Source organism: Prosthecodimorpha staleyi, assembly GCF_018729455.1.
Classification (GTDB): domain Bacteria; phylum Pseudomonadota; class Alphaproteobacteria; order Rhizobiales; family Ancalomicrobiaceae; genus Prosthecodimorpha; species Prosthecodimorpha staleyi.
The window spans coordinates 198,023-219,456 of the sequence record NZ_JAHHZF010000011.1; the positions used below are offsets into that span (position 1 = coordinate 198,023).

The 21,434-nt window shown below is 70.2% G+C and carries 21 protein-coding genes, 1 tRNA gene and 1 riboswitch; of the genes, 15 read left to right on the forward strand and 7 right to left on the reverse strand.

All coding sequences use genetic code 11. The annotated features are described in order from the left end of the window. Positions 1-9: 9 nt before the first annotated feature. Entirely contained in the window at positions 10-405 is a 396-nt protein-coding gene (gene apaG / locus KL771_RS21530) for a Co2+/Mg2+ efflux protein ApaG (protein ID WP_261970565.1), read from the reverse strand. Positions 406-585: 180 nt separating this feature from the next. Between apaG and KL771_RS21535 the strand changes: the two genes are divergently transcribed. After that, positions 586-1,197 carry a CDP-alcohol phosphatidyltransferase family protein gene (locus tag KL771_RS21535; protein WP_261970566.1) on the forward strand — a complete coding sequence of 204 codons (612 nt, stop codon included), beginning with the start codon at positions 586-588 and terminating at the stop codon, positions 1,195-1,197. Between the two features lie 7 nt (positions 1,198-1,204). On the opposite strand, the gene KL771_RS21540 is transcribed toward KL771_RS21535, so the two are convergent. After that, complete coding sequence (locus KL771_RS21540; RefSeq protein WP_261970567.1) at positions 1,205-2,416, reverse strand: O-succinylhomoserine sulfhydrylase; 1,212 nt, start codon at positions 2,414-2,416, stop codon at positions 1,205-1,207. Between the two features lie 67 nt (positions 2,417-2,483). Further along, a riboswitch (SAM riboswitch) is annotated at positions 2,484-2,562 on the reverse strand. Between the two features lie 131 nt (positions 2,563-2,693). On the opposite strand from KL771_RS21540, the gene KL771_RS21545 reads away from it, so the two are divergent. From KL771_RS21545 to KL771_RS21555, 3 genes are all read left to right on the forward strand, one after another. After that, the gene (locus tag KL771_RS21545) at positions 2,694-3,797 is read left to right on the forward strand and encodes a 2'-deoxycytidine 5'-triphosphate deaminase (RefSeq protein ID WP_261970625.1); all 1,104 of its coding nucleotides are present in this window, start codon (positions 2,694-2,696) and stop codon (positions 3,795-3,797) included. A 94-nt stretch (positions 3,798-3,891) separates the two neighbouring features. Next, positions 3,892-4,704, forward strand: coding sequence for a DUF2076 domain-containing protein (locus tag KL771_RS21550; RefSeq protein WP_261970568.1), 813 nt, complete (start codon positions 3,892-3,894; stop codon positions 4,702-4,704). Positions 4,705-5,028: 324 nt separating this feature from the next. Next, positions 5,029-6,198 carry a carboxylate-amine ligase gene (locus KL771_RS21555; RefSeq protein ID WP_261970569.1) on the forward strand — a complete coding sequence of 390 codons (1,170 nt, stop codon included), beginning with the start codon at positions 5,029-5,031 and terminating at the stop codon, positions 6,196-6,198. Between the two features lie 59 nt (positions 6,199-6,257). Here the strand turns inward: KL771_RS21555 and KL771_RS21560 are convergent, their stop codons facing one another. Together KL771_RS21560 and KL771_RS21565 are read right to left on the reverse strand one after the other, a co-directional pair. After that, the gene (locus tag KL771_RS21560) at positions 6,258-6,719 is read right to left on the reverse strand and encodes a cysteine rich repeat-containing protein (protein WP_261970570.1); all 462 of its coding nucleotides are present in this window, start codon (positions 6,717-6,719) and stop codon (positions 6,258-6,260) included. 80 nt (positions 6,720-6,799) lie between these two features. Continuing rightward, the gene (locus KL771_RS21565) at positions 6,800-7,114 is read right to left on the reverse strand and encodes a hypothetical protein (RefSeq protein ID WP_261970571.1); all 315 of its coding nucleotides are present in this window, start codon (positions 7,112-7,114) and stop codon (positions 6,800-6,802) included. Between the two features lie 160 nt (positions 7,115-7,274). Here KL771_RS21565 and KL771_RS21570 point away from each other — a divergent pair, with 160 nt between their 5' ends. The 3 genes from KL771_RS21570 to KL771_RS21580 all read left to right on the forward strand — a co-directional run bounded on the left by KL771_RS21570 (position 7,275) and on the right by KL771_RS21580 (position 9,905). Continuing rightward, on the forward strand, positions 7,275-7,979 hold the full coding sequence (locus tag KL771_RS21570; protein ID WP_261970572.1) for a response regulator: 705 nt from the start codon (positions 7,275-7,277) through the stop codon (positions 7,977-7,979). Position 7,980: 1 nt separating this feature from the next. Further along, positions 7,981-9,336: a sensor histidine kinase gene (locus KL771_RS21575; RefSeq protein ID WP_261970573.1), complete on the forward strand. Its 1,356-nt coding sequence runs from the start codon at positions 7,981-7,983 to the stop codon at positions 9,334-9,336. Positions 9,337-9,434: 98 nt separating this feature from the next. Then, a complete protein-coding gene (locus tag KL771_RS21580; RefSeq protein WP_261970574.1) occupies positions 9,435-9,905 on the forward strand; it encodes a hypothetical protein in 471 nt (156 codons plus the stop codon). A 185-nt stretch (positions 9,906-10,090) separates the two neighbouring features. On the opposite strand, the gene KL771_RS21585 is transcribed toward KL771_RS21580, so the two are convergent. Beyond that, positions 10,091-10,381: a hypothetical protein gene (locus KL771_RS21585; RefSeq protein ID WP_054358653.1), complete on the reverse strand. Its 291-nt coding sequence runs from the start codon at positions 10,379-10,381 to the stop codon at positions 10,091-10,093. Positions 10,382-10,612: 231 nt separating this feature from the next. Between KL771_RS21585 and KL771_RS21590 the strand changes: the two genes are divergently transcribed. The 7 genes from KL771_RS21590 to KL771_RS21620 all read left to right on the forward strand — a co-directional run bounded on the left by KL771_RS21590 (position 10,613) and on the right by KL771_RS21620 (position 18,042). After that, the gene (locus tag KL771_RS21590) at positions 10,613-11,299 is read left to right on the forward strand and encodes a hypothetical protein (RefSeq protein WP_261970575.1); all 687 of its coding nucleotides are present in this window, start codon (positions 10,613-10,615) and stop codon (positions 11,297-11,299) included. A gap of 220 nt (positions 11,300-11,519) precedes the next feature. Beyond that, complete coding sequence (locus KL771_RS21595) at positions 11,520-12,983, forward strand: ADP-ribosylglycohydrolase family protein (protein ID WP_261970576.1); 1,464 nt, start codon at positions 11,520-11,522, stop codon at positions 12,981-12,983. A 179-nt stretch (positions 12,984-13,162) separates the two neighbouring features. After that, positions 13,163-14,353, forward strand: coding sequence for an ABC transporter substrate-binding protein (locus tag KL771_RS21600; protein WP_261970577.1), 1,191 nt, complete (start codon positions 13,163-13,165; stop codon positions 14,351-14,353). A gap of 167 nt (positions 14,354-14,520) precedes the next feature. Continuing rightward, a complete protein-coding gene (locus KL771_RS21605) occupies positions 14,521-15,585 on the forward strand; it encodes an ABC transporter ATP-binding protein (RefSeq protein ID WP_261970578.1) in 1,065 nt (354 codons plus the stop codon). Further along, entirely contained in the window at positions 15,582-16,466 is an 885-nt protein-coding gene (locus tag KL771_RS21610) for an ABC transporter permease (protein WP_261970579.1), read from the forward strand. The genes KL771_RS21605 and KL771_RS21610 overlap by 4 nt, the downstream gene beginning before the upstream one ends. A 3-nt stretch (positions 16,467-16,469) precedes the next feature. Further along, positions 16,470-17,309: an ABC transporter permease gene (locus tag KL771_RS21615; RefSeq protein ID WP_054358658.1), complete on the forward strand. Its 840-nt coding sequence runs from the start codon at positions 16,470-16,472 to the stop codon at positions 17,307-17,309. Positions 17,310-17,319: 10 nt separating this feature from the next. Further along, positions 17,320-18,042, forward strand: a complete 723-nt coding sequence (locus tag KL771_RS21620; protein ID WP_261970580.1) for a GntR family transcriptional regulator — start codon at positions 17,320-17,322, stop codon at positions 18,040-18,042. A 173-nt stretch (positions 18,043-18,215) separates the two neighbouring features. Here KL771_RS21620 and KL771_RS21625 read toward each other — a convergent pair. After that, positions 18,216-18,290: transfer RNA gene (locus KL771_RS21625), tRNA-Gly, on the reverse strand. Continuing rightward, the gene (locus tag KL771_RS21630) at positions 18,270-20,267 is read right to left on the reverse strand and encodes a glycosyltransferase family 2 protein (protein ID WP_261970581.1); all 1,998 of its coding nucleotides are present in this window, start codon (positions 20,265-20,267) and stop codon (positions 18,270-18,272) included. The genes KL771_RS21625 and KL771_RS21630 overlap by 21 nt, the downstream gene beginning before the upstream one ends. Positions 20,268-20,487: 220 nt before the next feature. Here KL771_RS21630 and KL771_RS21635 point away from each other — a divergent pair, with 220 nt between their 5' ends. Then, a complete protein-coding gene (locus tag KL771_RS21635) occupies positions 20,488-21,357 on the forward strand; it encodes a transporter substrate-binding domain-containing protein (RefSeq protein ID WP_261970582.1) in 870 nt (289 codons plus the stop codon). The last annotated feature ends 77 nt before the right edge of the window (positions 21,358-21,434 follow it).

The window sequence follows — 21,434 nt, forward strand, 5'->3', positions numbered from 1 at the left end:
GAAACCGACTCAGTTGACGACCCGCTTTTCGGCCGGCGTGTCGAGCGAGAAGGCCGGAATGTCGACGGTCAGACTGCCGCCGTCGGCCATGTCCATCACATAGTTGCCGACCATGAAACCGGACGAGGTCGTCAGAGGGCAGCCGGAGGTATACTCGAAGCTGCCGCCCGGCGGGATGACCGGTTCCTCGCCGACCACGCCCGGCCCGCGGACCTCCTGCGTGCGGCCTTGGGCATCCATGATCCGCCAATAGCGGGTCCTGAGCTGGACCGCGACCTGGGAGAGGTTGGTGATCTCGACCGTATAGGCCCAGAAGTATCGTCCCTGCGCCGGTTCCGACTTCTCCTCGAGGAAGTGCGGCTCGACGGTCACCCGGATGCCGCCGGTCACCGCCTCGTATCGCATTTGCTGTCTCCTGCCGGTCTGGTCGCCGTTGCCTTCGGGCTCCGGACGATCGCATTGCGCAGCCCTCGCAGGCCCCATAGTCTCGCCTTCGGAATGATGCCGTCTCGATGGCCCGGCACGCATCCGTCGCGATATCTGCCATGGCGGCAGCACGCCTGTCGAGGCTGAGGACGATACCGCATGCTGGACGGGCTCGCACGCCGTCTGATCGAAGGCCGGCTCGACCGAATCGGCCGCGATCTGGCCCGCCGCGGCGTCACCGCCGACCAGGTCACCGCCGCAGGCTTCGTCGCCAGCCTGATCGCCATCGGCCTGGTCGCCAGCGGGTCGCCGGCCGCCGCGGTCGCGTTCGTGCTGGCCGGCCGGCTCGCCGACGGTCTCGACGGCGCGGTGGCCCGGGCGACCGCGAAGACCGATCTGGGCGGCTTCCTCGATATCGTCTGCGATTTCGTCTTCTACGGCGGCATGCCGCTCGCCTTCGCGATCGCCGATCCGGCCGCCAGCGCCGTGCCGGCCGCCTTCCTGATCGCGACCTTCTACGTCAACGGCGCGAGCTTTCTCGGCTTCGCCATCCTGGCCGCGCGGCGTGGCCTGGAGACGACGCAGCGCGGCTCGAAATCGCTCTATTTCACCACCGGCCTCGCCGAAGGCACCGAGACCATCGCGGTGTTCCTGGTGGCCTGCCTGTGGCCAGCCGCCTTTCCGGCGCTCGCATGGGGCTTCGGCATCCTCTGCCTGATCACCGCTGCCGCCCGGGTCCGGCTCGCCATCACGACGTTCCGGAACCCGTAGGGCCGGTTCACTCCGCCGCGGCGGCGAGGCGGCCCGCATCGAGCGCGCCGATCAGGTCCTCGATCAGGTCGTCAGGATCCTCCAGGCCGACCGAGAGCCGCAGCATGCCGTCGGTGATGCCGAGTTCGGCGCGCGCCTCCGGGGTCAGCCGCTGGTGGGTGGTGGTCGACGGATGGGTGATCAGGCTCTTGGCATCGCCGAGATTGTTCGAGATGCGCACGATTTCGAGGCCGTTGGCGACCGCGAAGGCGCCCGCCTTGCCGCCGCCCACCTCGAAGCAGACGAGGCTCGACCCGCCGGTCATCTGGCGGGCAATGGTCGCCGCCTGCGGATGATCGGCGCGGCCGGGATAGATCACCCGGGTGACGCCCGGATGGGCGGCGAGCGCATCGGCGACCAGCGCGGCGTTGCGGGTCTGGCGCTCGACCCGGACGGCCAGCGTCTCCAGGCCCTTGAGCAGGACCCAGGCGTTGAACGGGCTCATCGACGGGCCGGTCTGACGGATGAAGACCTGCAGATACTTGTCCAGGAATTCCTTGGAGCACAGCACGACGCCGCCGAGGCAGCGGCCCTGGCCGTCGATATGCTTGGTCGCCGAATAGACCACCACGTCGGCACCGAGCTTCAGCGGCGACTGGAACAGCGGCGTGGCGAAGACATTGTCGACGACCAGGATGGCCCCGGCCGCATGGGCGATCGCCGCGATCGCGGCGATGTCGTAGACTTCGAGCGTCGGGTTGGTCGGACTTTCCAGGAACAGAACCCTGGTCTCGGGCCGGATGGCGGCGCGCCACTGGTCGAGATCGGCGCCGTCGACCAGCGTGCAGGCGATGCCGAAGCGCGGGCAGAGATCCTCGACGATGTAGCGGCAAGAGCCGAACAGGGCCTTGGCGGCGACGACATGGTCGCCGGCCGACAGCCGCGACAACAAAGCGGCATTGACCGCCGCCATGCCGGTCGCGGTGGCGCGCGCGACCTCCGCACCCTCGATCAGCGCCATGCGGTCCTCGAACATGGTCACGGTCGGGTTGCCGAAGCGCGAATACTGATAGCCCGGCGACAGGTTCAGAAACCGCGCCTCGGCCTCTTCGGCGGAGCCGTAGACGAAGCCCTGGGTCAGGAACAGCGCCTCGGACGTCTCGTTGAACTGGGAGCGGAGCGTGCCGCCATGGACGAGATCGGTCGCGGGCCGCCGGCGGCGGGAGGGAGTAGTGCTCATGTCCGGACTCCGGAACGCTGGCCGTGCGATGGACACAAAAAATCCCGGCCAGCATACGCGGACCGGGCTCCATCACACCCCGGCCCTTTAGCGACTTATTTAACGTGGCTGCAAGCCGGCCGGCTCAAATGACCACGAAGTGAAGGGTGCGATACGCCCGACCGACCGGCCTGTCAACACGTTTCCGCCTGCCAAGAAATGGGCAGGCGCGACTCGATTCCCTACCGCGCATCGGCTAACTGTCGGCATGTCTTCGGGATGTGGGGCGTTGCGTTCGATGGGCGGTGGCGAAATCGGGACCGGAGCCGGGATACTGGCCGCGCAGCAGGTCCGTGCGCTCGCCGCGGCCGGCGGCATCGCCACCGCACGCGCCTTCGACGACGACCAGATCCAGCCGGCCAGTCTCGATCTCCGGCTCGGCACCGTCGCCTACCGGGTCCGCGCCAGCTTCCTGCCCGGCCCCGGCCAGCGCGTCGCCGACAAGATCGACCAGTTGCGCCTGCACGAGATCGACCTCTCGACCGGGGCGGTGCTGGAGACCGGCTGCGTCTACATCGTGCCCCTGATGGAGCGTCTGGCCCTGCCGGCCGATGTCGCCGCCTCGGCCAATCCGAAGAGTTCGACCGGCCGGCTCGATGTGTTCACCCGCGTCATCGTCGACGAGGGCCGCGCCTTCGACACCATCCCGGCCGGCTATCGCGGGCCACTCTTTCTCGAAGTCTCGCCGCGCACCTTCCCGGTCCTGGTCCGCGCCGGCTCGCGCCTGTCGCAAATCCGCTTCCGCCGGGGCGACGCGCGCCTGACCGATGCCGAACTGGCGGCGCTGCATGCCACGGATCGGCTGGTCAACGAGGCCGACCCGGTGCTTGTCGACGGCGTGTCGCTGTCGATCGACCTGGAGGGTGCCGGGCCGGACCGTCTGATCGGCTACCGCGCCCGCCGGCACAGCGCGGTGGTCGATGTCGACCGCAAGGCGGCCCTCGACGTGCTCGATTTCTGGGATCCGATCCGGCGCCGGGGACCGGCCAGCCTGATCCTCGATCCCGACGAATTCTACATCCTGGTCAGCCGCGAGGCGGTGCATGTGCCGCCCAGCCATGCGGCCGAAATGGTGCCGTTCGATCCGCTGGTCGGCGAGTTCCGCGTCCACTATGCCGGCTTCTTCGATCCGGGCTTCGGCCATGCCGGCGCGGGCGGGGCCGGCTCGCGCGCGGTGCTCGAGGTGCGCAGCCACGAGGTGCCGTTCATCCTGGATCACGGCCAGACCATCGGCCGGCTGGTCTACGAGCGCATGGCGGAGCGCCCCGAGCGGGTCTATGGCGAGGTCGGCTCCAACTATCAGGCGCAGGGCCTGAAGCTGTCCAAGCATTTCCGTTTCTGAGGGCGGGCCTGCCGCCGGTATCTTGATGCCGTGCCCGACCGTTCCCACGTCTTGAGGACAGGAGGGTCGCGAGGCGACCGCCGGGGAGACCGACATGACGCCGCAGGAATCCGACATCATCCACGACATCTTCGCGCGCGTCCGCCAGATGGGGCCGGCGCCCTACGATCCGGCCGCCCATGCGGCGGTCGAGGCGGCGGTGGCGCGCGATCCGGAGGCCCTGCTCGGTCTGGTCCGGGCGATCGTTGCGCTCGACCGGGAGCGTCAGGCGCTGCTTGAGGAGACCGAGCGGCTGCGTGCGGAACTGGCCGCCGTCGACACCCACCCGCAGGCGGGCGCCCAGGGCGGCCTGTTCGGCGACAGTACCGGCCCGTTCGGCCATCCGGGCGCACCGGACGGCCATTCCCGTCCGCCCGAGCGGCGCGAGCCCTGGGGCAGCGCACCCTGGGGCACCGCGCGCACGGACCGATCCGTGCCCCCGCCCCCGCCGGGCCCGTGGACCGGAACCAATCCGGGTTCGTCGGACGGATGGGGTCGGCCCGGGCCGCAGCCGGGGCCCCTGCCTGCGCCGGGCCCGCTGCCCGCCCCCGGGCCCTGGGGGACGCGCACCGACCCCGGCCCCGGCGGATTGCCGGCGCCGACGCCGCCGCAAGGATCCGGCGGCAGCGTGCTCGGCACCGTGATCGGGGCGGCGACCGGCATCGCCGGCGGCGTCTTCGCCTACGAGGCGCTGAAGGGCCTGTTCGGCGGTTCGAATCACTCCGGCGGCGGTAGCCTGTTCGGCGGCGACGCCCATGCCTCGGAGGGCGGCGGACACAAGTCGGGCACCGATGATTTCGTCACCGGCGGCGGAATCGGCGGCGGGGGCGACGATTTCAGCTTCTTCGACGACGATCTCGACAACTGATCCCATCGCTTTTTCCGAATGCGAATTTCCCGGCCGGCCGGCCGGAGCCACCGAGCCGACCGGCCCACCGAACCGGCGGCCGCGGGACTCCGATCACGAAGTCTTTCAAATCGTGACACTGCGGTTAGACTCAGGCGCTGCGTTGCAGCAACGCTTGGCGCCCGCGTTCGTCTCCGATCTTCTTGGATACCATAGAATAATTTTTGCCACATTTACGTATTCGAGAGCCTTTTGGGCGCCCCAATCCGCCATTAACCCTCATCAACGGGCGGCCGTGCTGTATAGCAGGGTCGCACGGGGAAAAAGAACGCAATGGAGGGATGGATGGCTTCCGACTACACGTTCGGGATCGAAGAGGAATTTTTCGTCGTGGATGCCGCAACGATGAATTCCGTCAGGACCTTGCCACCCCAATTCCTGACCCGCTGCCGCGACCGGCTGGGCGATCGCGTTTCGCTCGAACTGCTGCAGTCGCAGATCGAGACGCAGACCGTGCCGCATCGGCACGCCGCGGACGCGCTGGCCGAATTGAAGGAACTGCGCGACGGCGTCGGCGATGTCGCCGACGGCTTCGGCTTCCGCCTGATCGCCGCCGGCACGCATCCCTTCGCCGAATGGCAGGCACAACGCCATACCGAGCGGGCGCGCTACCGCATGGTCATGAACGACCTGCAGATGCTCGGCTACCGCAATCTGCTGTGCGGCACCCATGTCCATGTCGCGCTGCCCGACCCGGAGCGGCGCGTCGCGCTGATGACGCGGGCGATGCCGTTCCTGCCGCTGTTCCTGGCGCTGTCGACCTCCTCGCCCTTCTGGTGCGGCAAGTCGACCGGGCTGCTCTCCTACCGGCCGGCCGCCTATGACGAGCTGCCGCGCACCGGCCTGCCGCCGGTCTTTGCCGGCGACGAGGACTATCGCGCCTATCTGGACTCGATGACCGCCGGCGGGGTCATCCCCGACGCCAGCTACATCTGGTGGTCGATCCGGCCGTCCATGGCCCATCCGACGCTGGAGCTGCGCATTGCCGACGCCTGCACGGTGCCGGAGGATGCGGTCGCCATCGCGATGCTGTTCCGCGCCCTGGTCGCCCGCCTCGATCGCGATCCCGACTTCGGCGTGCCCGTCGACGCGGTGGTGCGCGCCATCACCGAGGAGAACCGCTGGCGCATCCAGCGCGGCGGGCTCGATGCGCGCATCGTCGATCCGGCCAGCCGCACGCCGCTCCTGGTCCGGCTGGCGATCCGCCGCCTGGTCAAGGACCTGATGCCGGACGCGCGGCGGATCGGCCGGGCCGAGGATCTCGACGGCATCAAGGCGATCCTGGATTTCGGCACCAGCGCGCACCGGCAGCTGGAGGTCTTCGGCAATGCCCGCGAGGCCGACCAGACCCGCGAGGAGGCGCTCTACCGGGTCGCCACATGGCTGGCCCGCGCCACGATCGGCGTCGGCGGCATCGCTACCGCACCGATGCCACACGCCGCCGTCATGCATTGAGGAACCGACGCCGCCCGGATCGGGGGCTCGATCCGGACGGCGCCGCCTGCGGCCTCAACTCATGGCCGCAGTTGCTCGGAGGCCGCATCCAGCGTGCGGATGCAGGCCGGGGAGACCGACGCCCGCTGCCCTTCAAGGCAGGCGATCATGCGCCCGCCGCCGGGCGCGACGCCGGGGCACAGCCGGCGCGCATCGGCCGCGCAGGCCATCACGGTCAGTTCGGCGGATTTCGCCCGGTCGAGAAAGCTGCGGCAACCGGGTTCGAGCACGGCGCGGCGCTCGATCAGGCATTGCGCCAGCCGGCCGCCGCCGGGCGTCACCCCGGTGCAATGGCGCGCGGCATCCGCCCCGCACAGGCGCAGGGCCTCGCCGCCGCCGAGCCGCCAGGGGCCGGGTTCGAAACTCCAGGCCGCCGCCGGCGCCACCAGGATCGCGAGCACCACCGCGATGGTCCCGGCGCGAACGGCGAGGCGCCGTCTGCGCGTCGCGGCGGCAGCGGCGGCGGATGGAACGCGGGTCATGGCCTCTCCTCCGGTTCGCCCGACCGGCCCCCCGCCGGGGCACGAAGCCCCGGACCGCGGTCGGCGGCATGCGATGCGTGTCAGCGGGTCACGCGGTAGGTGCGGGTCGCGGTCCGGCCGGCCGGCCCCGTATAGGTCGCCTGGCCGGTGCAGACGCCGCCCGAGCAGCTGGCGGACCCGGTCCGGCTGACCGTGTTGCCGGCCGGGCCGGTGACGCTGCCGGCCGACGAGCAGCTGCCGTTGGCGCAGGTCCGCGAACCCTGGCTGGTATAGACGCCGCCGGCCGGACCGGTCCAGGTGCCGGAGCGCTGGAAGGCTTCCGCGCCGGTCGAGACGGCGAGAGAGAATGCGAGCGCGGCGGGGGCGAGCGCGAAGAGCTTGGCGAGGGTCTGCATGGTCAGTCTCCTTCGTGAGGGCGCCGTCGTCCGGCGATGACGAGAAGAGTGCAGCCGCAACTTTGCACGGCTTTTGCCGATCCGGCCCCGGATCGTAACGAAGTGTTGCATCCGGATCGGCCAGGCTCGCGCTTCCGGCTCCCATCCGTAGGATCGCGCCATGACCGACATGCCGCGCGTCGTCGTCGTCGAGGACGACCCCGAAATTCGCACCCTGGTCCGCGACTATCTGCGCCGCCAGGGCTTTCGCGTCGACATCGCCGACGGCGGGGCCGGGCTCGACCGCCTGCTCGCCCAATACGGTCCGCCGGACCTGATCGTGCTCGACGTGATGCTGCCGGGCGAGGACGGCTTCGCCATCTGCCGCCGGCTGCGCGTCGCCTCGCGCGTGCCGATCATCATGCTCACTGCGCGCGGCGACGACATCGACCGCATCCTCGGCCTGGAGATGGGCGCCGACGACTATCTCGCCAAGCCGTTCAATCCGCGCGAACTGGTCGCCCGCATGCGTGCGGTACTGCGTCGGACCGAGCCGCAGCCGATCGCGGACCGGCGCCGCTTCGTCGCCGGGCCAATCACGGTCGATCTCGACGCGCGCAGCGTCGCGACCGCCGACGGCGCCGCGATCGAGCTGACCGGGGCCGAGTTCGACCTGCTCGCCTGCTTCGTCACCCGGCCCGGACGGGTCCTGTCGCGCGACCAGCTGATGGACTGGACCCGCGGCCGCCGCGCCGAGGCGCTCGACCGAACCATCGACGTGCAGATGAGCCGGCTGCGCAAGAAGATCGAGGTCGGCGGCGAACCGCTGATCAAGACCGCCCGCGGCGCCGGCTACGTGCTGGCGGTCGCCGTGACGGAGGCCTGACATGCCGGGCCGCCTCGGCTTCGTCGGCCGGCTCGTGCTGATCCTGCTGGCGCTCATGCTCACCTTCGCGGCCCTGGCCGTGGCGGTCTCGTATACGGCGCGCGAGCGGCGCGCAGCCAACGCCGAGCGTTTCCCGATACCGGCCCAGGTCGCCGCCATCGTGGCGCTGGTCGAAGGCGAACCGAAGGTCGACCCGGAGCTCCTGGCCCGCGCCGCCGGGTCCGAGGCCTTCTCGGTCGCAATCACATCCGCCGCTCCGGCCCCGGTCCCGGCCGACCAGCGCATGCCGACGGTCGAATGGCTGGTCGGCCAGTATCTCGAGACCCTGCCCGACCGCGCGGTCGTCGCCCATCGGCCGGCACCGCCGGTGGACGGCACACTGGCGCGGCTGGCCGACCGTCTCGACCTGACCGGCCGCACCCCGATCGCCATCGCGATCGAACTGGTCGACGGCCGCTGGGCCTCGTTCGAATTGCGCGGCAATGCTGTCCGGCGCGTCTTCGGCGTGCCGGCCGGCTTCTGGATCGGCGTGCTGGGCTTCCTGTTCGCCGCCGCCGCGTTCTGGGCGATCCTGCGCGAAGCCCGGCCGCTGGCCGAACTGGCCGCATCGGCCGAGGATTTCTCGACCCGCGGCGAGCCGTCGCGCGTCTCCCCGCGCGGTGCGCCGGACATCCGCCGGCTGATCGACGTGTCCAACGCCATGCAGACCCGCATCGCGGCCCTGATCAAGGGCCGCAGCATGCTGATCGGCGCGATCGGCCACGACCTGAAGACCTACATCACGCGGCTCCGGCTGCGCATCGAGGCGATCGAGGCCGACGAGCAGCGCGAACGCGCCGCGCGCGATCTCGACGACATGACGGCGATGATCGACGAAGCCCTGGCGCTCGCTCGCGGTACCGGCGCGCCGGATCGACGCGAGCCGGTCGATCTCGCCGACCTGCTCGATCATGCCGTTGCCGGCCGCCCGCTCGCCGCGATCGAGCGGGCGCCCCTGCCCGCCGGCCCGGCGGTCCGCGTCGCCGGCGATCCGGTCGCGCTCGCACGCGTGGTCGGCAATCTGCTCGACAATGCCGGACGCTACGCCGCCCGCTGCCGCGTGACATTGGCGCGCGAGGGCACCTCTGTCTCTGTGGCGGTCGAGGATGACGGTTCCGGCATTCCGGACGCGGAGCGCGAGGCGGTGTTCGAGCCCTTCTACCGGCTCGAGCGCTCGCGCAACCGGGCGACCGGCGGCACCGGCCTCGGCCTTGCCATCGCACGCCAGATCATCGAGGCCCATGGCGGCACGATCACGCTCGACCGCAGCCCGGCGCTCGGCGGCGCCCGCTTCATCGTCCGCCTGCCGGCCGCCTGAAACCGGCCGGCAACGACGCCGCAACAGGGCGCGACATCACGCGGAAACGCGGCTGTCCTAGACGATCCGGCACCGAAACGCCCCGCCCCGGAGCCCCCATGCCGTCGCCTGCCGCTACCCGCTACACCCTTGCCGCCCTGCTCGTCCTGCTGCCGGCCGGCGGCGCTGAGGCCTCCGCCACGCTCGACTGCACCATCTCGGATGCGGCGGTCGAGGCGAGCGCGAACGCCATCCTCGCTCATGGCATCCCGGCACCGCTCTCCAATGTCTCGGGCGAGATCACCCTGAAATCCGCCAAGGGCCTCCCGACCCTGCCGCCCAAGACGACGTTCGAGGGCGAGCATCTGGCCCATTCCTGGGTGCTCGGCCCGGACCTGAAGCTGCAGCTCTATCGTGAGCTGGACGGTGACGGCGTCACCGCGCTCGACCTGGTCATCGAAACCCGCCGGGCCGGATCGGACGACGAGGCCCCCTATCGCGGCCGCTACACGCTCAAGGCCTCCTGGGTCGACAAGGGCGAGGCCAAGTCCAAGACCTTCTCCGGCAAGGTAGTCTGCACGGCGGGGTGACGATCGGCCATAAGCCGGCCGGCCGCCGCCCCGGAGGTTCGCACCGCGACGGCCTCGGTCCTCATGGAAAAAAGCCCGCGCCGGGAGGGACTCCGGGGCGCGGGCAAGTCGGGCTTTTGGGAGGAGGATTCCGGGCCTTGTCAGCGGGCCGGCGATCGGCTGGAAGACCGGTCACCGGCGCCGGATCAGCGGCAGCGCATGGTGCGCTTGTAGTGCGGGCGGCCGTAGTAGTCGTAGTGCGAGAAGACCACGCGGGTCACGCAGAAGAGGTCGTTGCGACCGTCATTGTAGACGACGCGGCCGGAATTGCCATTGACGATCAGGAGCCGGTCTTCGGCGGACAGGTCGTCGCCCGAGACGGTGCTCTCGAAGGTCTTGGAGGCGACGAAATCATTGTCGTCGGCCCGGGCGGTGTTGAGGGTCGCGGTCGCGGCGACCAGGGCGAAGGCGGCGATGGTGGCGAACTTGCGGATCATGGCGAACTCCTTGGGGCTTGGCTGGCTTCCGGGGTCCGGCACCGTCCTCGGCGCCGTCCGTTGAAATGACAATGCATGCAGATCGGACGATCGAAAAGGGGCCTCTCCTCCAATCGGATGGGAAGGCTCGCCGGCAGTCCGGAAACACGGTCATGCTGGTCAGAACGGCCCCGGCATGGCACCCTCTACGCGAGCCCGAAATGCATCCGTTACCGGCGGGAGGGTTCAGCGATGGAAGCCGACACATCCGCAACCAAAGACCGGCCGGCACCCGGCCGGCGGCGGCGTTGGCTCTATCTGCTGGTCGCGCTCGCCATCTGTGGCGTCGGCCTCTGGGTGCAGTCGATCGATAAGCAGGCCGTCATCCAGGCCTCCCGGGAAGCCATCGTCTCACTCGACGCCTTCGATCCGCTTTCGGTACTGGACGCCTATGCGGCGCAGATCAGGCACTGCGGGCCGACCACCACCATCGGCGGCGCGCCGGCCGGGTTCGGCTGCTCGTATGATCATCCCTGGAATCCGGTGACCTATATCGTCGCCGTGCCGAAGACCGTGCTGATCCTGTGGTCCAAGGCGAGCGGACCCGGTTCGATCCTGCTCCTCCTGATCTTCCTGACCGCCATTCCGCTCGCCTATGCGGGCCAGAAGCGCGTGCTCGATCGACACCGGGACATGACCATTCTGGATGCCGCCATGATCGCTCTCGCCGCGCCGGTCCTGGCCAGCCTGATGGCGCTGGCCGCAAAATGGATCGCGATCGCGACGTTGGCTGCCTTCGGCGCGGCTATTTCGCTCTGGTTGACGATTTCGTCCATCATCGGCATGGTTTCGGCCGTGATCGCCTTCGTCAGGAAGGTCGATCGGACCGCCGATCGCCTGGAACAGGCGCAGGACTGGCTGACGCGGCGCCGGAAGTGAGCCTTCGTCGGCGCGACCTCCCGCGTCTTGCCCGGAGGCCCGAACGGCCGGGCCGGTCCCTGGACGGACCGCGACCGCGAATTGCGAGGAGCGGACCGGGTCCGGGTTGCTAATCCGGACCGGCGGGGTTTCGATGACCGGATTGCCATCCGTCCCCGGCGGGATATCGACGCCGGGATCCCTCCTTGCCGCCGATCCGCCCAACGGAGAAAATGCTCCCATGAGCCCAGCCTCCGCCCCGCCTTTCGTGCGCCCCTCGCCCGGCTGCGGCCGGATCGGCGTTTCGGATTGCCCCGGACGCCGCGCGCCGGACGACGTGACAAGCGGCCTCGATGCCGACCTCGATGCCATCGCCGCTTGGGGCGCCGCAGCCGTGGTCAGCCTCACGTCGGCTGCCGCGTTGGAGGCGCTCGGCCTGGCGGGGTTCGGCGCCGGTGTCGAGGCCCGAAACATGGACTGGCTGCCCTTACCGGTTGCCGAGTCCGGCATCCCGGATGCCCGCTTCGAAACCGCCTGGGCGACGGTCGGCGAAGGTCTGCGGGCGCGGTTGCGGGACGGTGCGGATATCCTGGTTCATAGTCTCGGCACCGCGAACCATCCGGCCACCGTTGCCGCGCGGCTGATGGTCGAACTGGGCACAGCGCCGGGGCCGGCGGTTGCAGCGGTGGGCGCGGCGCGGCCGGACGCGACACCGACGACGGCGCAGGTCGCCCATGTCGCCGGGACCGCCCCGGCCGACGAGCCGGTGCCGGATCGCGGCCTGGATGCCCGGCGCAACCGCGCCGTCGGCGCCCTGCTCGGGCTGGCGGTCGGCGATGCGGTCGGCACCACGCTGGAATTCAAGCGCCGCGACGACCGGGCGCCACGGCTGACCGACATGGTCGGCGGCGGGCCATTCGGCCTGAAGCCGGGCGAATGGACCGACGACACCGCCATGGCGCTGGCCCTCGCCGAAAGCCTGAGAGCCCACCCGACCCTCGACGAGCGCGACCTGATGAACCGCTTCGTCAACTGGTACCGGCACGGCGCCCATTCCTGCACCGGCACCTGTTTCGACATCGGCAATACGGTGCGCGGCGCGCTCGACCGCTTCGGCCGGACCGGCAACCCGGTCGCCGGCGAGACCCATGCCCATGCCGCCGGCAACGGCAGCCTGATGCGGCTCGCGCCGGTCGCCGTCCGGCACTGGCACGACCGGGAGCGCCGGCGCGACGTGGCCGCCCGCCAGAGCCGGACCACCCATGGTGCCGCCGAGGCGGTCGATGCCTGCGTGGTCTATGCCGATCTCCTCGCCGAGGCGATCGCCGGCAGGCCGCGCTCCGCCGTGATGCGGCCGCGGAGCGAGCCCTATGCGGGCAGGATCGGCCCGATCGCCGCCGGCAGCTGGCGCGGCAAGCCGCGGGCGCAAGTGCGCGGCTCAGGCTATGTCGCCGACGCGCTCGAAGCCGCGCTCTGGTGCGTCGGGCGGACGGCGGATTTCCGCGGCGCGGTCCTGATGGCCGCCAACCTGCGCGAGGATGCCGACACCACCGCGGCGATCGCCGGCCAGCTCGCCGGAGCGCTTTACGGCGCCGCCGGGATTCCGCCCGCCTGGCGCGCGGCGGTCGCCTGGGGAAAGACGATCGAATCCCTGGCCGCGGACCTGTTCGACGCCGGCGCAACCGAGGCTCCGGGGCCCGTCTGAGCACCGCCTCCTACGGCCGGCGAGGCGGCGCGGGGGGCGGCATGGTGCCGTGCGTCGCCACTCTTGACGGGTCGAGGCGGGCCTGTATGGTGGTATAGAGGCATCGGCGCCCCCGGGGACGGGAGATATCCCCATGGCGGCCTGACGGATGCCCGGATTTCCCGTGGGAGGAAACGACAATGAATTCCGATCGTATGGACCGGCGCCAGATCCTGAAGGCGTCGGCCGGTCTTGCCGCATTTGCGGCCGCCGGCATCCGCCCGGCCTTCGCCGCACCGACCAAGCCGGCCGCGCCGGTCGTGCTCAACATCATGGACGTCGCCGGCAATCTGGCGCTGACCCAGAAGTCGATCGAGAACTACCGCAAGGCCAAGCCCGACTGGGTCTCGCGCGTGGTCTTCGGCAAGGCGCCGGCGCCCGAACTGCCCGGCAAGATCAAGGCCCAGCAGGACGCCAACCGGGTCGACATCGACCTCGTCCTGACCGGCACCGACGTACTCTCCGCTGGCATCGACCAGAAGCTGTGGATCGATCTGGTCCCGGCCCAGCAGGCCAACCTGCCCGACCTGAAGGCGATCTATCAGGAGCCGGCCTTCCGCATGCAGAGCTTGGCGCAGGGCCAGGGCGTGGTCGTCACCTACTATCCGTCCGGCCCACTGCTCGAATACATGCCCGAGCGCGTCAAGGCGGTGCCGAAGACCGCAGAGGACCTGCTCGCCTGGGCCAAGGCCAACAAGGGCCGCTTCATGTATGCCCGCCCGGCCAATTCAGGCCCGGGCCGCACCTTCCTGATGGGCCTGCCCTACCTGCTCGGCGACAAGGACCCGAAGGATCCGGTCGGCGGCTGGGACAAGACCTGGGCCTATCTGAAGGAGCTCGGCGAGACCATCGAGACCTATCCGGCCGGCACGACACCGACCATGAAGGCGCTCGGCGAGGGCTCGGTCGACATGATCGTGTCGACGACCGGCTGGGACATCAATCCGCGCGTGCTCGGCGTGGTGCCGAAGAACGCCGAGATCGCCGCACTGAAGGGCTTCCGCTGGGTCGCCGACGCGCACTACATGTGCGTGCCGAAGGGCGTCTCGCCCGAGAAGCTCAACGTGGTGCTCGACCTGATGAACTTCCTGCTCACCAAGGAGCAGCAGGCCTATACCTACGACGAGGGCTACTTCTATCCCGGCCCGGCGGTGGCCGGCGTGACCCTCGACATGGCGCCCGCCGACAGCCAGGCGGCGATCAAGGAATTCGGCCGCGCCGCCTATGCGGACTTGATCGCCAACAACCCGATCGAGCTGCCGCTGTTGCCCGACAAGATGGTCCTGGCCTTCCGTCGCTGGGACGAGGAAATCGGCTCCCGCAAGAAGTGACCGGCGCGGCCGCCGCATCAGGACCTCGATGCGGCGGCCGCCCGTGCGGCCAAGACACCCCGATCCGCCGGCCCCGAGGCCGGCGGCCGCGCCGCGGTGCGCATGACCTGTCCCCGTGATCCCGCCGACACCGGCGGGGCGCCTCCCTCCGGATCCCGAAACGCTCCATGTCCACGCCCGTCTTCCAGGAACTCCGGCTCGAAGCCATCCGGCGCGAGTTCGGCGGCTTCAACGCCCTCAAGGGCGTGTCGCTCACCATCCGGCGCGGCGAGTTCATCGCGCTGCTTGGGCCCTCCGGCTGCGGCAAGACGACGGCGCTCAACTGCATCGCCGGCCTGCTCGCCCTCTCGGGCGGCCGGATCATGCTCGACGACCGGCGCATCGACACGCTGAGGCCCGAGCAGCGCGGCTTCGGCATGGTGTTCCAGAACTATGCGCTGTTCCCGCATATGACGATCGCCAAGAATATCGGCTTCGGCCTCAGGATGCGCGGCACGCCGGCCGACGAGATGGCGCGGCGCATCGCCGCCGCCGTGCAGCTCGTCCGCCTGCAGGGCCAGGAGGCGAAGCTGCCCGGCCAATTGTCCGGCGGCCAGCAGCAGCGCGTCGCCATCGCGCGTGCCATCGTGATCGAGCCGCCCCTGGTGCTGATGGACGAGCCCTTGTCCAATCTCGACGCCAAGCTGCGCCTGGAGATGCGCCAGGAAATCCGCCGCATCCATTCGAGCCTCGGCTCGACCACCATCTACGTGACCCACGACCAGGAGGAGGCGCTCTCGCTCGCCGACCGCATCGTGGTGCTGCGCGAGGGCGAGATCCGCCAGGTCGGCACGCCGGAGGAGCTCTACGCCCGCCCGACCGATCTCGGCGTCGCCGACTTCATGGGCTACCGCAACCGCGTCGCCGGCCGCCTCGTCGGCGAGGCCGGGGGCTTCGTCCGGGTCGCCATCGACGGCGGCGAGCTGGAAGGCCAGTTGCAGGGGCCGGCTCCGAAGGACGGCCGCGTCGTGGTCGCGCTGCGGCCCGCGGACTTGCGGGCCGGTACGACCGGCTCGGTCGACGCCAAGGTCACGGCGATCGAATATCGCGGCCACGAATTCGTCGGCCTCGCCGCCGTGGCGTCCGGCGCGGAGCTGCATTTCAGCGCCGACGAACGCCTTGCGGCCGGTGCGGCCGTGCGTCTGTCGGGCGCGCGCGAACGCACGCTCGTCTTCGCGGAGACCGCCGCATGAGTGCCGAAACGCCCTCGCTCGGCGCCCGGCTCTCCGCCCGCGGCCTCGACGGCACCACGCTCCTGGTCCTGCCCGGCGTGATCTTCGTGGTGGCGCTGTTCATCTACCCGTTCCTGTACGGGCTGTGGCTGTCGTTCCACCCGAAGGCCGGCCCGGCGCTGGCCAACTATGCGAAATTCTTCTCCGATCCGTTCCTCTACGGGACGATCTGGACGACCATGAAGCTGGCCCTGCCGGTGACGCTGATCAACCTGCTGATCGCGCTGCCGATCGCCTTCCGGGTCCGCCTGCTGCGCCGGCAGCGGCTGCTGACCACGCTCCTGATCCTGCCGATCACGCTCGGCACGGTGCTGGTCGCCGAGGGCATGCTCTTCTATCTGGGCCCGCAGGGCTGGCTCAATCGCGTGCTGATGCTGGCCGGCCTGATCTCCAGCCCGGTCAAACTGGTCAACAACTACTGGGGCGTGTTCATCAGCCTGGTGATCACCGGCTTCCCGTTCACCTTCCTGCTGACGCTCTCCTACGTGACCGGCATCGACCCGTCGCTGGAGCAGGCCGCGGCGACGCTCGGCGCCAACGCACGCAACCGCTTCCGCGAGGTGTTCCTGCCGCTCCTGCTGCCCGGGCTCGCCATCACCTTCTGCCTGTCCTTCGTACAGGCCTATTCGGTGCTGCCGTCGGCGGTGCTGGTCGGCGACCCGTCGAGCGCGACGCGCGTGATCTCGATCGCCGCCTACCAGGCGGCCACGGAGGAATACGACTACGCCATGGCGTCGGCCATCGCGATGATCATGGGCCTGACCCAGCTCGGCGTGGTCGCGCTGGTGCTCGGCCTCCGATCGCTCCTCTATCGCGGCCCCGTCGCCGCCGCCAAGGGCTGACCCATGCCGAAGGACACCTCGCTCACGGCACGGATCTGGGCCTTCGCGGTCTGGTCGGTGGTGATCCTGTTCCTGATCAACCTCGCCGGCCTGATCGGCTCGGTGGTGACCAGCTCCTTCGCCACGCGCTGGCTCGGCACCTGGCTGCCGGCCGGCTTCACCACCAAGTGGTACTTCTCCGCCTGGGACGAGTTCCAGCTCGGCGACGTGCTGACCGTCACCTTCCAGGTGGTGTTTGCGGTCGTGTTCCTGTCCGGCCTGATCGGCGTGCCGACCGCCTACGCCATGGCGCGGCGCGAATTCCCCGGCAAGCGGCTGGTCATGGTGCTGTTCCTGCTGCCGATCCTGGTGCCGCCGGTGACCTTCGGCATCCCGCTCGCGACCGTGCTCTACCAGGTCGGGCTCGGCGGCACGCTGACCGGCGTGATCCTCGCCAATCTGGTGCCGACCGTGCCCTTCGTGATCCTGGTCATGATCCCGTTCATCGAGCAGATCGATCCGCGCCTGGAGGCCGCCGCCCGGGTCTTCGGCGCCGGCACCTTCGGGGTGTTCCGCCATGTCCTGGTGCCGATCCTGACCCCCGGCATCCTGGCGGCGCTGCTGCTCGTGCTGGTGCGCACCATCGCGATGTTCGAACTGACCTTCCTGACCGCAGGACCCGGCAGCCAGACGCTGGTCGTGGCGCTCTACTATTCGGTCTTCGCCGCCGGCGTCCGCGCCGTGCAGTCGATCGACGCGATGGCGGTGATCTACATGCTGACCACGCTGGTCTGGCTCCTGATCGCGCTGCGCTTCGTCAACCCGACCCAGATCGTCGCGCGGGCCAAGCGCGACGCGCATTGAGGGCGCCGCCATGGACCCGACCCTCAGCCTGCGCGAGCCGATCGCCCCGCAACTGGTCGCCAAGCTGCGCCACGCCATCGTGGAGATGACCCTGCGGCCCGGCGAGGCGCTGTCCGAGAAGGACATCGCCAGCCGCTTCGGGGTCAGCCGCCAGCCGGTGCGCGAGGCCTTCATCAAGCTCGCAGACGCCGGGCTCCTGCAGATCCTGCCCAACCGAGGCACCTTCGTGGTCAAGATCTCGGTGCGCGAGGTCGCCAATGCGCGCTTCGTGCGCGAGGCCGTGGAGGTCGCCATCGCCCGCAGCGCCGCCGCGATGGCCGCCCCGGCCGACATCGCCGGGCTCGAACGGATCATGGCCGAGCAGCGCGACACCGCCGGTCGCGAAGACATCGCCGGGTTCAAGGTGGCCGACATCGCCTTCCACCGCGCCATCTCGGATATCGTCGGCTGTGACTATGCCTGGCGGATCGTGGAGGGCGCGCGCGCCCAGACCGACCGGATGCGCATCCTCAGCCTGCCGGACGCCACCCCGATGGGCCTGCTCGTCGAGCAGCATCAGGCGATCCTCGACGCCATCGCGGCCGCCCAGCCGGAAGCCGCCGAGGCGACCATGCGCCGGCACCTGCGCGAGATCCTGGTCGCGACCGCCCGCCTCGCCGAGCGTCATCCCGATCTTTTCGAGGATACCGACCTGCCCCGCCACACGGCCCTGATCGCGCCGACTGCGATTTGACTGGCGGTCCTGCGACTGGCGGACTTTCGGGTGGCCGCCATGTCACCAGCCGTGATGCAAGCGGCGGCGAGGCGGAGTCCCGCGCTTTTTGGCCGAGGCATGCGCCCAGGCGACCTGACCACGCGCATCGCTTTCACGCGAAACCGATTGAAATCGCTTGAAGATCGGAATTTTGGAGCGGGCGAAGGGATTCGAACCCTCGACCCACGGCTTGGGAAGCCGATGCTCTACCCCTGAGCTACACCCGCCCTTGGGTCTAGAGATAGCCTCCCGGTCGGTTGCTCCGCAAGAGGCAAGTCGCGTTCGGCGAGGCCATGGCGGGTCTTCGTCCACCGCGACGGTGCGACGACCAGTTCGAACAGGGCGGTCACCGCCGCCGGCCAGAGCAACAGCCAGTAGACCGGCATGGTGGCGAGATCGAACAGGCGCGCGGGCGACCAGGCGCCGCGCGAGACCCGCGCCGCCAGCGCGACCGGACCGATCATGCCGAGGGCGAGCGCGATGAGGCAGGCGGACAGCACCAGATCGCCGCCGAAGCTGCGATCCGCCAGCAGCTGGCCGCGGAACAGGGCATCGAACGCCAGAGTGCCAAGGCTCAACGGATAGATCAGCGCCGACAGGAACTGACCGGCCATGGTCAGTTGGAACAGCAGGAAGTCGGTCGGACCGAGATCGGCAAGCAGGCGCAGCGGATGCCGGTTATGCACCGCCAGCGTCTGCAGCCAGCCTTTCAGCCAGCGGCTGCGCTGGCCGTGCCAGGCGGCAATCGTCAGCGGCGCCTCCTCGCGGGTGGACGAGGCGATGACGCCGAGGCGGCCGCCGTCGCGGACGAGGCGGACGGCGATGTCGGCATCCTCGGTCACATTGTGTGGGTCCCAGCCGCCGGCCGCTTCCAGCGCCGCACGCCGGAAATGGTTGGAGGTGCCGCCGAGCGGGAAGAACCGTCCGCCGGCGGCGAGATGCGGCAGCAGGCCGCCGAACAGGGCGGCATATTCGAGCGCGAACTGACGCGCGATCCAGGGCCGGGAGGCGGGCGCATGATCGATCGCCAGCGCCGCTTGGACGCAGACGAGGTCCGGCGGTCCGGCCGCGAAGGCCGCCGCGGCGGCGAGCAACTGGTCCGGGTCGGGCCGGTCCTCGGCATCGTAGACGGTGACGAGATCGGCATCCGCCAGCGCGAGACCGTAGCCGAGCGCCTTCGGCTTGGTCCGCGGCGCGACCGGCGGCACGGTCACCATGGCGAAGCCGGTGCCGGGCAGATGCGCGGCGACCGCCGCGCAGGTCGGGCCGTCGTCGGCCTCGACCAGCACCAGCACCTGCAGCAGATGACGCGGATAGCGCAACGCCTCGAGGGCCGCGAACAACCGAGGCACCTCACCGGCCTCGCGATAGAGCGGCACCAGGACGGCATAGCGTGGCAGCCGGTCCTCACGCGGCGGCGGGGGCGGCGGGAGAGCACCGGGCGCCAGCGCCGCCGACAGACGCAGCAGCCCGAGGGCCATGAAGGCCAGTTCCGCCCCGGCCAGCATCGGCGCGCCGGCTCCGAACGCCGCCGCGACCGGCAGCGCGACGATCAGGCCCGTCAGCGCCAGCACGGCCGCAAGGGCGCCGGGCCCGATCCGGCGGGCCGAGCAATCCGGGCGGCTTGCCGCCAGTCCGTCCACAGCGCGGCGCAGCAAGGCCGGACCGTGGCGGGCGATCAGCGCCTGCCGCAGGCGGTCCGGCGTTGTCAGCAACAGGCGGCCGCGATGGTCCGGATCCGAACGGACCAGCCAGACCAGCAGATCGAGGTCGGGGCCGACCGGCGCGAGCAGGAGGCGCCCCTCCCCGTCCGCCTCGATCCAGGCGGCGCGGGCCTGACGAAGGATGTTGGCCGAGGGTGGCACCGCGCCGGCGGTCAGTCGCTCGGCCGCCACGTCGCCGGCCCATGGCAGGTCCAGGCGCACCGACACGGCGCGGCACCATCGTTCGGCATCGAGCCGGCCGACCGCGATCAGCTGGCCCGCCGCCCCCCGGCCGTCGCCGCGACCGTCGGCGGCGGCGCGGGCGATCAGTCCGGACGGATAGCCGAGGTCGACCAGCAGGTCGTGTTCGAAGACCGTCCGCTCCGGCACGGAGGCCTGCGCCTCGCTCCAGGTGCGACCGGCATGCGGTGCGCGGCCGGACGGGCCGGTCTCGCCGAACGAGGGCGGCGACGGGGCGAAGCGTGGCTCTCCGATGAACACCCTTCCCCTCCGCGCGGCGCTTCTCTAAGTTTCGGCTTGGCTCCGCAACGGCCGGTTCGCTCCGCCGCAGGACGCGGTCGCGCCCGGGTGAACTGCCGGTGCCGTACAACCGATCATGCCGCTTCTCAGGTAAGTTGCCTTGTCGAAAATGACCCGTAAAGGCAGAAATTTCCGACGGAAGGCCGCTCTTTGCCTGAGCTTCGTCCTGGGCGTCGCCGGCGTGGCGGTGGCTCAGGCGCCGGGCCAGCCGGCTAGGCCCGGCGCACAGCCGGTCGATACCGGGCCGGCCAAGCCGCTCGCCCCGACGCTGAAGCCGTCGCGCCCGGCCGGATCGGCGCAGTTGCCCAATCTGTGGGACCCGAAGCGCCGCCCGGAGAAGCCGACCGGCGATCTCGGCACGATCCGCTTCCTCACCTCCGGCGACTTTCCGCCCTTCAACTACCTGGATTCAGGCGGCCGCTTGACCGGTTTCAACGTCGACCTCGCCCGCGCCATCTGCGCCGAACTGACCGCCGCCTGCACCATCCAGATGCGCCCCTTCGACGACCTGGTGACGGCGATCGGCGAGCGGCGCGGCGACGCCATCGTGGCGGGACTGAACATCGGGTCGGATCTGCGGGCGAAACTGGAGACCACGGACGCCTATCTGACCATGCCCGGGCGTTTCGTGGCGCCGAAGGGCACAGCCCTCACGACGACGCCGGAAGGCCTCGAACTGCGCTGGATCTCCGTGGTCTCGGGATCCGCCCACGAGGCCTTCGTGCTCGACAGCTTCCCGAAGTCGCGCGTGGTCGCCTATCCGAACGAGGCGGCGGCGCGCGATGCCTTGCGCGACGGCACCGTCGACGTGCATTTCGGCGATGCGGTCGGCCTGAGCTTCTGGCTGCTCGGCGAGGCAAGCCACAATTGCTGCGAATTCCGCGGTGCCCCCTATCTGGAAAGCAACTATTTCGGCGACGGCCTCAGGATCTCGGTGACCAAGGGCAACAAGCGCCTGAAGCAGGCCTTCGACTACGCCCTGCACCGGCTTTCCGAGGACGGCACCATCGCCGAGCTCTATTTCCGCTATTTCCCGCTCGGCTACTACTGACCGGCCGTGCCCGGCGTGCAGGCGCGCCGGGCTGCCCCGGATGCGATCGGGTCTTGACCAGGCCGTCTTTCGCCGCC